Genomic DNA, 12,835 nt, shown 5'->3' with positions numbered 1-12,835 from the left:
CCCCGCTGGCGCCGGCAACGCAGCCCACGGGGATTCTTGGACAGGCTCCTAGCGGCGCGGTGTCTGGCGTCGCAGGGGCGGCCCGGGTCCAGGTGTGCGGCGCCGCACAGCGCGTGCGGCCCGGCGTCCCTTGCACCACGAGCGGTGTGCACGGGCACCCCTTCACGCGGCGTCGAGACGCAATCTTGCTGCCGCGAAACACCTCGGCCGAGCGAATCGAGAGTCCGTGAGGCGTCTGCTCCGCATCCCGGAGCCCGCCCACGGGCTTGAGCCTGCACCACGAACTGGCCCCCTGAACTGAGCGGCGGGGCCCCCACCTCCTGCTCCGGCTGCAAACCAGCTTACCGTGGCCGGAGCCACGTGGCGTCGGCCCGAGCCTCAATTGTGGCCGCAAGCGTCCCGCTTGCGATAGCTCTCGACAAGGGAGGCGCTTCTCGCGGCACGGAAGAAGGCAACCTGATTCGCGGCCGGAGTAGTATTCCGGCCGAAGCGCGCCTCTGCCGCAGGGCCCGGTATGCGTGCGTCGGCGTTGTCGCGCGAGGGCCGCCTGTGTGGGGCAGGGGAAGCCGGCAACCGCTGGAGTAGGCGCACTCGGTAGAGCATTGCGCCAGGCTACACCATGCACGAACGGTTAGGATCCCGCCACGGCGCCTCGGGCGCGCAGAGGGAACCGCCGATCCCGTGAGTGTGGATCGGGGACGCTTACTCGAGGGGCTTCACGGTGTCAATCGCGTGCTTCAGGAGAACCATCTGGCCGTCGCCCGTCTCGACCAGACAGTTGTAGCGGTCATGCTCGATCAGGGTGGCGGCGACCTCGTGGCCATTGCGCAGGGCGAAGGCGGCCTTCTTGCCAATATAGCGGTTCAGGATGTCGGCGGAGGTAGGGCCCGGCCCCGCAGCCTTCATCTTCTTGCGAATGCCTTCGACCTGCTTCTTGAGCTGGCTGATTTCCTCTTCGAACACCTTCAGCGCGGGCAGGGTACCCACTTCTGAACTCCTCGGCAATAGTGGCCGGGCCGCGCGGGGCGGCGGAGCCTGTCCTCGGGAGAGATTCTAGCACGGCCCAAGCCTGCTTGCAAGCCCTTTTGCGTGTGGGCGGGGCGGAGACTGCCTTGACAGGGCAGGGGAGGGGCGCTAGCATCGAGGCGTTGCCGGTATCCTATGCCCAAGTGGGATAGAGCAGAGGAGACGAGCATGAGAGCCGCGGCGCGGACGGTGTGGCTGGTTGTGGGAGCCTGCGGGGCCATCGCCTCCGCGGGCGAGAAGTGGACGTATCTCGACCTGGTCGGCCGGCTGACCGATCTGGAGGCCCTGGCGGTGCTGCCGGCCCCGGGCGAGAAGTGCCAGCAGTGGTCGAGCTACGACCGCGCGAGCCAGTACGACGAGAAGACCGGCAAGTACGTCCGCTGGGACGCCAATGGCGATGGCAACGGCATCATCCGCCGCGAGGGCGACAAGGAGGTGTTCGCCGAGATGGAGGGGCCGGGCGTCATCTGGCGCATCTGGTCGGCCCAGGCGGGCGACGGGCACGTGCGCGTGTTCCTCGACGGCGCGGCGGAACCGGCCATTGACCTGCCCTTCCGCAATTACTTCGATGGCAAGCAGGCGCCGTTCCGCTGCGCCGCCCTCTGCCACGTGCTCGCGCGCGGCTGGAACTGCTACGTGCCCATCCCCTTCCAGAAATCCTGCAAGATCACCGCCGACAAGGGCTGGGGCGCCTACTACCACTTCACCTACACGACCTACCCGAAGGACACCGTGTTGCCCACGTTCAAGCTGCCGCTGTCGGCCGAGGAGACCGCCGCGCTCGAGAAGGCCAACGCCTTCCTCGAGGAGAAATGCGGCGCCGACCCGGCCGGCGCGCGGCCCGGCTTCACGAGGCAGCAAAACGACGTGATGGTGGTGGCCGGCCGGGCGACCCAGGCCCTCGAGATTGACGGCCCCCAGGCCATCACCGAGCTGCGCGTGAAGCTCGACCTGCCCAAGGCTCCCGACGACATTCAGGTGTTGCGCGAGCTGTGCCTGCGGATCACGTGGGACGACGAGCCCAAGCCGGCCGTCTGGTCGCCGCTGGGCGACTTCTTCGGCTCGGCGCCCGGCTACAAGGAGTACCGCTCGCTACCGCTGGGCATGGCCAACGGCGAGATGTACTGCCTGTGGTACATGCCGTTCGCCAAGAAGGCGCGCATCGAGCTGGTCAACGACGGCGCGGCCAACCGCACGGTCAATCTCTCCGTCACCCATGCGCCCCTCAAGAAGCCCATCGAGACGCTCGGCCGCTTCCACGCGAAGTGGCACCGCGACGCCTTCCTGCCCGAGGAGCCCGAGCGGAGGGCGATTGACTGGACGATGCTCAAGACCCAGGGCCGCGGCCGCTACGTGGGCGTGATGCTCCACGTGTGGAACCCCCGCGGCGGCTGGTGGGGCGAGGGCGACGAGAAGTTCCACGTGGACGGCGAGAAGTTCCCCTCGACCATCGGCACCGGGTCCGAGGACTACTTCGGCTACGCCTGGTGCTGCCCCGACCTCTTCGTCAACGCCTACCACAACCAGCCGCACAACGACGGCGGCAACCGCGGCCACGTGTGCGTCAACCGCTGGCACGTCACCGACAACGTACCCTTCCAGACCTCGTTCGATGCCTTCATCGAGAAGTACTACCCCAACACCAAGCCCACGCTCTACGCCGCGGTGGCCTACTGGTACCTCGCGGCCGGGCAGACCGATGCCTACGACGAAGCGCCGGTGGCCGACCGCACCGGCTACTACGTGCCCCCGCCCTCCACCGGCGTCAAGGGTGCCCTCGAGGGCGAACGCCTCCAGATCGCCGAGAAGACGGGCGGCCTCGCCCGCCGCCAGGACCTCGACCACTTCGGCGCCGGCTGGAGCGACGACGCCCACCTGTGGTGGACCGGCGCCAAGCCCGGCGACAAGCTCACGCTGGCCTTCCCCGTCGAGGCCGACGGCCGCTACAAGCTCGTGGCCCAGCTCACCAAGGCCCGGGACTACGGCATCGTGCAGCTCCACCTCGACGGGCAGAAGCTCGGCCAGCCGATTGACCTCTACAACGACGCCGTCGTCCCCACGGGCGTGCTCGACCTGGGGGCGCACGACCTCACGAAGGGCAAGCACACGCTCACCCTCGAGATCACCGGCGCCAACGACAAGGCCGTGAAGGCCTACATGGCCGGCCTCGACTACATCAAGCTCGAGCCGGCGAAGTGAGATGACCGCCGATGGCTGAACCGCACGAGCGGACCTTTCCGTGCCCCGGCTGCGGGCGGAGGTTCTACTGGCGCGAGGCGAACATCGGCCGGCGGCTGCGCTGCCACGTGTGCGGGCGGCAAGTGGAGGTGCCGCGCGAGCCGCCCGAGGGCGTCCCCCCTTCGGAAGCCTCCTCTGAGGCGGGCGCGCTGCCAGCAGAGCAAGCTGAGGCCCCGTCTGCCGAAGCGCTGCCGCCGGCGTCCGAGGCCGCGCTCGCGGCCGCCGCGGAGGCGGGAGAGGCCGCGGCCGCTCCGAGCGTCGCTCTCGCCTTCGCGCGGGCGCATTGGGGCAAGGTGTTGGCCGTGCTCGTCGCGGCCACGCTGGCCTGTCTGTGGTACGGACGGGTCCAGCCGGTTCATCGCAAGCTCGCCGAGGTCCAGGCGGGCCTGCGCGAGGCCACCCGCATCCGCGACCTCACGCTTGCCGCGCCCTTCCTGTCGCTGAGCCTGCCCGCGAAGGTCGCCGCTTCGGGCACTACCAGCGTGCCGTACGGGGCGCGGGACCTCTACTACCGCGTGGAGGCCCCCTACGTTGTCCGCCTCGAGCCCCGCGCGATCGTCATCCCGTTCGGCTCGTCGGTGGTCTTCTCGGGCCGGGTCGCGGGCGAGTACGACACCGCGGCCCGCCGCCTCACGCTGGAGGGCGACCTGACGGCCCTGTCCATCACCGGCCACATTCACTTCGAGCTCAACACGGTCACCCCGTGAGCCCCAGCCAGAGAAGAGAAAGGAAGATTGCCCATGACAGTGCGTAAGATGCCCCGTGCTGCCCTCGTCGCTGCCGTGGCGCTGGCTGCATCTGCCCACGCCGGCCAGGCCGGCAAGAGTCCCGTCCAGGTCTTCCTCCTCGCCGGCCAGTCGAACATGGAAGGCCAGGCGGTGGTGGATCTCGATCACGAGAAGTACTACAACGGGGGCAAGGGGAACCTCGAACACGTGATGCGCGACCCCGCCAAGGCGCCGCTCTACGCCCACCTGAAGGACAAGGACGGCCAGTGGGCCGTGCGCGACGACGTGTGGGTGTGGTACAAGACCGCCCGCGAGCTGAAGAAAGGCGCCCTCTCGATCGGCTACGCCGTCTACGGCGGCAGGCACCACTTCGGGCCCGAGCTTCAGTTCGGCCACGTGATCGGCAATGCCCTCGACAACCAGGTGCTCCTCGTCAAGACCGCCTGGGGCGGGAAGAGCCTCTACAAGGACTTCCGTCCGCCCTCCTCGGGCGGCGAGGTGGGGCCGTGCTACACCCAGATGCTCGCTGAGCTCCGCGAGGCCCTCGCCAGCCTCAAGCAGAGCTTCCCCGACTACGACGGCGGGGGCTACGAGATCGCCGGCCTCGTGTGGTTCCAGGGCTGGAACGACATGTGCACCCCGCCCGCCGTGCCCGAGTACACGCAGAACCTGGCCAATCTGATCAAGGACGTGCGCAAGGAGCTGAAGCGGCCCCACCTGCCCGTGGTGATCGGCGAGACAGGCAACTGCGACCACCTGGTCTTCCGCAAGGCCCAGGCGGCGGTGGCCGACCTGCCCGAGTTCAAGGGCACGGTGGCCTTCGTGCCCACGGCAGCCTTCTTGCGCCCGGCCCAGGAGTCGCCCAATGTCACCCACGGCCACCACTGGTTCGGCAACGCCGAGAGCTACTTCCTCATCGGCAACGCCCTGGGCGAGGCGATGAAGGGGCTTCTCCACGCCGCCAAGTGACGCCCGCCGTTCCCAGCCCGCTGAGCGCCAGTTGACACGCAGCGCCTGCGCTGGTAGGGTGGGGGAGGGCGCATCCGCGCCCAGCCGCCGTTCCCATGGGCCTGCATCACGGGAAGTCATGTGGGGATGAAGAGAATACTGTTTGCCATGTTCTGCCTGGGCGCGGCCTGCCTTCTGGGCGCCGAGCCTCGGTCCGTCAGCTTCGAGGGGGCGCAGTGGATCTGGGCCTGGCCCGACCCCGGGGCCAACACGCCCGAGCCATCGGCGGGGGTGTGGTACTTCCGCGCCGCGCTCGTGCTGCCCGAGAATGCCCAGGTGAAGGCCGCTGAGGCGACAATCGCCGTGGACAATCTGTATGCCCTGAGCGTCAATGGGCAATTCGTCGGCCAGCGCGAGACGAATCCCGACGCCTGGCGCATCCCGAACCGCTTCGACCTCGCCCCCCTGCTCGTGCCGGGGCGCAACGTGATCGCGGTGGAGGCGGCCAACACGGCGCCCGGCCCCGCGGGCCTGCTCTTCGTGCTCCGCGGGCAACTGGCCGACGGCCAGCCCATCGCCCTGGCCGGCGGCGAGAACTGGCTGGTGAGCGACCGGGAGGCGAAGGACTGGCAGCAGCCGGGCTTCGACGACAGCAAGTGGCAGAAGGCCTACGTGGTGGCGCCCTACGGCGGCGGCCCGTGGGGCAGGTTCGCCGACAAACTCGAGGCCGTGCCCGTGGCCAAGCCCAAGCTGGGCAAGGCCCCGGCCCTCAACTGGCAGGCCGCCGCCGGCCCCGTCGTCTCCGTGCGGCCCTCGGTCGAGGTGGTGCCGCCCGAGGACTATCCCTGGCCCGAGGGCCTCGCCTTCGTGGGCGACGACTGCTCGCTCTACATCCCGCGCAGCGGCACCGGCAGCCGCTACGACAGCCTCACGGTCACGATCTTCAACCCCCGCAAGGCCCGCACCTTCCCCGAACACGACCTGCCCGCGCCCATGAAGGTCGGCCGCAAGCTCTACGCCCTCACGCCCGCCAGGCCCGGCGCGAAGCCCGCCGTGCTGCTCGACGCCGGCAAGGGCGCCATCGGCTCGCCCAGCGTCACCTTCGACGGCAAGGCCATCCTCGTCTCCATGGTCCCCGAGGGCGAGGGCTTCTTCAGCATCTGGCGGCTGCCCGCCGCGGGCGGCACACCCGAGCGCCTCACCCGCGGGCCGTTCCACGACATTGACCCCGCCGAGCTGCCCGACGGCCGCATCGTCTTCACCTCCACCCGCATCGGCACCTTCGAGGAGTATCACAACCCGCCCTCCCGCGCGCTCTTCGTGATGAACCCCGACGGCTCGGGCATCCGCCCCATCACCACCACCTTCATCTTCGACAACGAGCCCGAGGTGCTGGCCGACGGCCGCATCCTCTTCATCCGCTCCGACAACTTCTTCGACCGCGGCAAGGTCGAGACCCTCCTCCACGCCGTCCACCCCGACGGCACGGGCGGCTACACCGAGTTCGGGCTGGACATCGGCCCCGACTACGGCGGGCGGCTGCGCGCCTTCTGCTGCGGCAGCCCGGCCCCGATGCCCGACGGCCGGGTGGCCTGGCTCACCGGCGGCGGCATCGCCGTGGGGCCCACCGGCGGCCTGCCCTTCGGCACCCGCCACTTCGGCCTCGACGCCGGCGACGTGGCCGCCCTGCCCGACGGCCGCCTCGTGTGCACCCTCGCGCGCCGCGTCGAAATCGAGGTGCCCGCGGGCAAGCAGACGCGAAAGGTGCAGGACATCAGCTACGAGAAGATCGCGATCCTCGACCCCGACAGCCGCACGGGGGGCGTGGTGATCCTGCACGATTCGCAGGGCATGGCCCTTCATTCCCCCGTGTACCTCGGCCCGCGGCCGCGGCCCCCCGTGCTCGCCGGCAAGTCGAAGCCCCACAAGGGCGACGCGGCGGCCGCCGCCACCGGCGTGCTCTTCTGCCAGGACGCGCGCCTCACCAAGAACACCACAGCCGGCTGGAGCCACGTGCGCGCCCTGCGCGTCCTCGGCGGCAAGGGCCTGACCCTCCGTTCCTCCCACTCCTACATCGTCCACGCCGGCAGCGAGGTCGTCGAGCTGGGCACCGTGCCGCTCGCGCCCGATGGCTCGTTCGCCATCGAGGTGCCGGGCGACATGGCCATCGCCTTCCAGGCGGTGGACGCCGAGGGCCGCTCGGAGCTGAACGAGATGTCGTGGATCTACGTGCGGCCGGGCGAGACGCGCGGCTGCATCGGCTGCCACGCCGAGCGGCGCCTCGCCGCCCCCAACTCCGCGCCCACGATGCAGGCCCTCCAGGCCCGGCCCCTCAAGCTCCTCGGCCAGGGCCAGCCCCACCGCTTCCGCGGCAACAACGCCGCCGTCACCGGCCTCATGGAAATGCAGTTCGACCGCTACCGCGAGGTGGCCGGCCTCAACCGCCACGCCGGCGACATTTCCGATCCCCCATTGCCCGGCTCCCAGCCCGGTCCGCCATCTGCCCTTCGCCATCCCCAATCGCCCGACCCCACCGGCCCGCAGGAAGTGGCGGCGCTCATCGCGCAACTCGCCAACCTCCCGCAGGTTCCCAACCTGCGGGAGGTCCAGATTTCCGCGGCGCAGCGGCTGGCTGTTTTCAGAGACCCCGCCGCCGCGCCCGCCCTGGCCGAGTGCCTGAAGGCCGAGAGCCGCGAGGCCCGCGTGGCCGCCGCCCTCGCCCTCGCCGCGTGCGGCACCCGCGACTCCGTGCCGCCCCTCCTCGCGGCGCTGACCGATGAGGACCCCCTCGTGGCCCAGGCGGCCAACATCGCCCTCGAAAACCTCACCGGCCACGCGGAGCCCCAACCTCCCGCGGGTTCCAAACCCGCGGGAGGTTCCGCCACGGGCATCCCATCCGCGGGAGGTGATGCCGGCCCGCACGCCCCGAGCGGCTTCGACGGCCCGGCCTCCCGCGCCCGCCTCGCCCAGGCCTGGCGCGCCTGGCTCCAGGCCAACCCGTGGGACAAGATCGAGGCCGACCTCGTCCAGCGCCTCGCCAGCGAAGACCGCGACGTCGTCCGCCGCGCCGCCGTGGCCCTCGGCCACACGGGCGGCGACGCGGCCCGCGCCGCCCTGCGCGCCTACGTGACGAAGGAGCGCCAGAACAACCCCTATCCCGAATGGCGCAAGGCCCACAACGGCGACAACGCGCGCTTCAACGCCCTCTCCCCCGCCAATCCCCGCACGCCTCAGGCCGCCACCCGCGCGCTCGGCTACCTGAAGGACAGGGAATCGGTGGGCCTCCTTGCCGACACCCTCAACCGCCTGGCCGACCCCGGCACGGGCAACCTGTTCCTCGCCGAGGCCTGCGCCGAGGCCCTCGGCCGCATCGGCACGCCGGAGGCCGAGGCCGCGCTCATCGAGGCGTTCCCCAAACTCAAGGACTACCCGCACCACGCCGGCTGGTACGGCGACCACGGCGCCCTCATCGCCTGCCACGCCGCGCCGATCCACTACTTCATCATCGAGGCCCTCGACGCCCTCGGCTCCACCAAGGCGGCGGCCATCGTGCCCCACCTCATCCGATCAGTGCCCACCGACCCCGACCGCGCGCTGTTCGCGTATAACGATGATTACGAGGCGGTGACCGGCCGCGTCATCCGCCGCAACGGGGCCGAGGAGGCCGTCGTCGAGACGTGCCTCGCCACCCTGGGCGACCCCGAGGCCAAGCCCGTCAAGGAGATTCAAGCCGCCTTCGGCACCCACGGCGCCTGGGCCGGCCGCCCCGACCCCGAGAACCGCGCGGCGCAAGTCCTCTCCCTCGCCTGCCGCGACCGCAAGTGGGAGCCGCGCATCCGCGCCGCACTCGAGCGCTACCGTGCCAAGCCCGTGGACATCATCCGCGAGTTCGACCACGGCATCCCCGTGGTCCACAAGCTCCCCGTGAGGCACTGGGTCTGCTTCTTCCTGGCCCGGGCGCTGGGGAATCTGGCCGACCCGCAATCGGCCGAGGCGCTCATCGCCGCGCTCGAGCAGTCGCCGGCCGAGGGCGCGGCCGGCCACCCCGACCCTCTCGGGCCGGGCGTGCTCTTCCTGCACCAGGACCTCACGCCGTGCTGGCGCGCGGCCGTGGCCTGGGCGCTGGGCCGCATCGGCGACAAGCGCGCAGTTCCCGTGCTCCTCCAAGCCGCTGGAGAAATGAAGAACGCCCCCGACACGCGGCACGCCGCGGCCGAGGCCCTCGAGCGTCTGGCCGACCCGGCCAGCCTCGACGCCCTGCGTGCGCTGGCCGCGAGCCATCCCGAGGTTTCCACGCGGCAGGCGCTGCTGCGCGCGGCGGCGGCCGCGGCCCGCTGAGCCGACCGAGGCCGCCCCCCCTTGCCACCCTGGCATGCAGCGGCCCTCGCAGTCCGTGAGGGTCGGCGAGGGCCGTTGTGCTAAGCTCTGGTTGTGCCGCGCGGCTCAGTTCACGCCGCCCGCGTAGAGGGGGGTGACGCCGTCGTCGTCGTAGACGGTGAAGGCGGGCACCCGCCGCAGGCGGATGGTGGTGCCGCCCACGCCGCGCTGGAAGATCAGGTTGCCCTTCCTGTCGCGCACCGTGAGGTTTGCGAAGTTGGCGTAGATGGCCAGTTCATCCCAGCCACCGCCGCCGTCAATGTAGACCACGTCCGGGCCGGCCGTGCAGGTGTAGGTGATGTCGTCGCGCCCGCCGCCGCCCAGGATGTCCACCGTGTCGGTCCCGGCGCCGCCGATGCAGGTGATGGTGTCGTCGCCGCTGCCGCCACTCTGGTAGATGCGGTTGTTGCCGTCGCCGGCGTCGGCGTCGAGCGTGTCGTTGTCGGGGCCGCCCGACTGGTTGATGGTGTCGTTCCCCGTCCCCGTCGTGGCGGTGATGATGTCGTTGCCATAGCCGCCGGACTGGGTGATCACGTTGTTTCCGTTGCCGCCGTCGGCGGTGAAGGTGTCGTGGCCTGGGCCGCCCTTCAGGAAGTCGGAATACGAGTTGCTGCCGTCGCCGCCCTTCTGCGAGATGATGTCGTTGCCGTCGCCGCCGTCGGCGTTCAGCGTGTCGCCGCCGAAGCCGCCGTTCTGGGTGATCCGGTCGTTGCCGTCGCCGCCGATGGCGTTCAGGGCATCGTCGCCCATGCCGCCGTCCTGCTCGATGGTGTCGTCGCCGCCGCCCATGTCGGCGTCCAGGGTATCGTTGCCCATGCGGCCGGTCTGCTTCACCGACTCGGCGAGGACGCCGCCCACGACGTTCAGGGCGTCAGCGTCATCGGTGCCCTTCTGGGTGAAGGTGCCGCCGCTGGCGAGAGACAGCGGGATCAACGCGACCGTCACGAGCGACAGCACCAGTATCCGCACGCTCATCTTCCAGTCTCCACGAAGGGAACCCGCACACGTACCACCGCGCCCCCCGACGGGGCGAGGACCGCCCTCGCGCCCTTGAATGATACGCGCCGTGGGAACGGATGTCAAGGCCCGAGCCGCTCTTGCGCCGATTTTCTTCCCAGGCAATGCTCGCCGGTCGGCGACAGGCAGGGCCGCGGTCAGAAGCGCGTGTGCTCGGTGCGGGCGATGATCTCGTCCTGGAGGTCGCGGGCGAGATCGGTGAAGTAGTCGCTGTAGCCGGCGACGCGGACGATGAGGTCGCGGAACGCCTCGGGGTGGCTCTGGGCCTTGCGGAGGGTGGCCGCCGTGACGATGTTGAACTGCACGTGATGGCCGCCCAGGGCGAAGTAGGTGCGCACGAGGCGCGCGAGGCTCTCGATGCCCGCCTCGTCGCCGACGAGGCTGGGGGTGAACTTCATGTTGAGGAGCGCGCCGCCGGTCCTGAGGTGGTCCATGCGGGCGGCCGACCTGATGACGGCGGTGGGGCCCTTGCGGTCGGCTCCCTGGACGGGGCTGATGCCCTCCGAGAGGGGCTGGCCGGCGAGGCGGCCGTCGGGCGTGGCGCCGGTGACGGAGCCGAAGTAGACGTGGCTGGTGGTGGGCAGCATCTCGACGCGGTAGCAGCCGCCCTTGGTGTTGGGCCGGCCGTCGAGGAGGGCGACGAGGAGGTCGAAGGCGCGCACGGTGAGCGCGTCGGCCTCCGGGTCGTCGTTGCCGTACTTGTGTGTGCGGTTGAGCAGGCGATGGCGGAGGGGCTCGTGGCCGGCGAAGTTGGCTCGGAGGACGGCGAGGAGGTCGGGCAGGGCGATGGCTGCCTCATCGTAGACGAGTTGCTTGAGGGCGGCAAGCGAGTCCGTAAGTGAGCCAATGCCAACGAATTGCACGTAGGAGTTGTTATAGCGGGCACCGCCGGCGTTGTAGTCGCGGCCCTTGCGGATGCAGTCGTCGGTGATCACCGAGAGGAAGGGGGCGGGCATGGTGCGGGCGTAGAGCTGTTCGATGAGGGCGTTGCCGCGTAGCTTAACCTCCAGAAAATGCTTGACTTGCGTGGCGAAGGCGGCGAAGAGAGCATCGAAGGTGGCGAGCGACTCAGGGGGGCCGGTCTGCGGGCCGAGCTGTTTGCCTGTGCGTGGGTCGAGGCCGTTATGGAGTGCTAACTCCAGGATTTTCGGGAGGTTGAAGTAGCCTGTGAGGATGTAGGCTTCCTTGCCGAAGGCGCCGGTCTCGACGCAGCCCGAACAGCCGCCGGCGCGTGCGTCCTCGAGGCTCTTGCCCATTCTAAGTTGTTCGGCCACAACGGCTTCGACGTTGAAGAGGGAGGGGAAGCCGTAGCCCTTGCGGATGACGCGCAGGGCGTGCTTGAGCAGCTCGTCGGGCGTCTTGACTGAGACCTGGAGGTTCGTGCTGGGCTGGAGGAGGTGCATTTCGTCCACGATATCGAGGAGCATGTGCGAGAGCTCGTTCGAGCCGTCCGAGCCATCGGGCGCGACGCCGCCGAGGTTGATGTTGGCGAAGTCAGTGTAAGTGCCTGATTCTTCGGCGGTTACGCCCACCTTCGGCGGAGCTGGGTGGTTGTTGAACTTGACGAAGAACGCCTCGAGCAGTTCGCGGGCGGCGGCGGGGGTAAGCGAGCCGTCGGCCAGGCCGCGGCGGTAGAAGGGCAGAAGGTGCTGGTCCAGGTGTCCGGGCGAAAAGGAGTCCCAGCCGTTCAGTTCCGTGATCACCGCAAGGTGGCACCACCAATACATTTGCAGCGCCTCGTGGAAGTCGCTGGGCGCGTGGGCTGGCACGCGGGTGCAGACGGCGGCGATGCGTTCGAGGTCGGCCTTGCGGGCTGGGTCGGCCTCTCGGGCGGCCATTTCGCGGGCGAGTGCGGCGTGACGCTCGGCGAAGAGGATCACGGCGTCGCAAGCGATGTCCATGGCCGCGAGCTGCTCGCGCTTGGCGTAGGCGTCGGGGTCGCCGATGGGGTCGAGCGCCGCGATGGCCTGCGCGATCTCGCGCTTGAAGTCGAGCATGCCTTTGCGGTAGACCTTGTCGTCGAGCACCGTGTGACCCGGGGCGCGCTGCTCCATGAACTCGGTGAACAGGCCAGCGTCGTAAGCTTCTTTCCATTCGAGGCTTACAGCGGCGAAGATGCGGTCGCGCATGCTCCGCCCGCGCCAGTAGGGGATGATGCGCTCCTCGTAGACCCGGCGGCATTCCTCGGGCACGGCATAGCTGGTCTTGGGCCGCGAGTGGAGAACGCGCAGGTCGTCGAGGCTGTGGCAGGTGAGTTCGGGGAAGGTGGGCACGGCCTTGGGCCGCGGGCCGCGTTCGCCCACGATCAGCTCGTCGGGCCCGATCCAGATCGTCTTGTGCTCGCACAGGAAGTGGAACGCCATCGCCCGCATCCTGGGGGGCGAGAGCTTGCCCTCGTGGGCTTGATAGAAGTCCGTCATCAGCACCGCGCGCTCGGCGCTGATGCAGGGCTTCGCCGCGAGGCTCGCTTGTCTGAGGCGTTCCGTCCGCTCTGTCACGGT

The 12,835-nt window shown here is 69.9% G+C and carries 7 protein-coding genes; 4 read left to right on the top strand and 3 right to left on the bottom strand.

Features of this window, described 5'->3' with window-relative positions:
- Positions 1–702: 702 nt before the first annotated feature.
- Positions 703–987, bottom strand: a complete 285-nt coding sequence (locus PLE19_15070; protein HPD16272.1) for a hypothetical protein — start codon at positions 985–987, stop codon at positions 703–705.
- A gap of 207 nt (positions 988–1,194) precedes the next feature.
- Here PLE19_15070 and PLE19_15065 point away from each other — a divergent pair, with 207 nt between their 5' ends.
- The 4 genes from PLE19_15065 (at position 1,195) to PLE19_15050 (ending at position 9,278) form a co-directional block, all read left to right on the top strand.
- The gene (locus PLE19_15065) at positions 1,195–3,225 is read left to right on the top strand and encodes a DUF2961 domain-containing protein (GenBank protein HPD16271.1); all 2,031 of its coding nucleotides are present in this window, start codon (positions 1,195–1,197) and stop codon (positions 3,223–3,225) included.
- 11 nt (positions 3,226–3,236) lie between these two features.
- Entirely contained in the window at positions 3,237–3,971 is a 735-nt protein-coding gene (locus PLE19_15060) for a hypothetical protein (protein ID HPD16270.1), read from the top strand.
- A gap of 33 nt (positions 3,972–4,004) precedes the next feature.
- Positions 4,005–4,961 carry a sialate O-acetylesterase gene (locus tag PLE19_15055; protein ID HPD16269.1) on the top strand — a complete coding sequence of 319 codons (957 nt, stop codon included), beginning with the start codon at positions 4,005–4,007 and terminating at the stop codon, positions 4,959–4,961.
- 126 nt (positions 4,962–5,087) lie between these two features.
- Positions 5,088–9,278 carry a HEAT repeat domain-containing protein gene (locus PLE19_15050; protein HPD16268.1) on the top strand — a complete coding sequence of 1,397 codons (4,191 nt, stop codon included), beginning with the start codon at positions 5,088–5,090 and terminating at the stop codon, positions 9,276–9,278.
- Positions 9,279–9,383: 105 nt separating this feature from the next.
- On the opposite strand, the gene PLE19_15045 is transcribed toward PLE19_15050, so the two are convergent.
- Complete coding sequence (locus tag PLE19_15045; GenBank protein HPD16267.1) at positions 9,384–10,292, bottom strand: hypothetical protein; 909 nt, start codon at positions 10,290–10,292, stop codon at positions 9,384–9,386.
- 179 nt (positions 10,293–10,471) lie between these two features.
- A complete protein-coding gene (locus tag PLE19_15040) occupies positions 10,472–12,832 on the bottom strand; it encodes a glycyl radical protein (protein HPD16266.1) in 2,361 nt (786 codons plus the stop codon).
- Between the last annotated feature and the right edge of the window lie 3 nt (positions 12,833–12,835).

Source organism: Planctomycetota bacterium (assembly GCA_035384565.1).
Classification (GTDB): Bacteria; Planctomycetota; PUPC01; order DSUN01; family DSUN01; genus DAOOIT01.
This window is presented reverse-complemented; position numbering and strand designations above follow the sequence as displayed.

Bases quoted from the DNA above. Each gene is read 5' to 3' on its own strand.
- PLE19_15065 (HPD16271.1), top strand. From the start codon at position 1,195: ATGAGAGCCGCGGCGCGGACGGTGTGGCTGGTTGTGGGAGCCTGCGGG.
- PLE19_15060 (HPD16270.1), top strand. From the start codon at position 3,237: ATGGCTGAACCGCACGAGCGGACCTTTCCGTGCCCCGGCTGCGGGCGG.
- PLE19_15055 (HPD16269.1), top strand. From the start codon at position 4,005: ATGACAGTGCGTAAGATGCCCCGTGCTGCCCTCGTCGCTGCCGTGGCG.
- PLE19_15050 (HPD16268.1), top strand. From the start codon at position 5,088: ATGAAGAGAATACTGTTTGCCATGTTCTGCCTGGGCGCGGCCTGCCTT.
- PLE19_15045 (HPD16267.1), bottom strand. From the start codon at position 10,292: ATGAGCGTGCGGATACTGGTGCTGTCGCTCGTGACGGTCGCGTTGATC.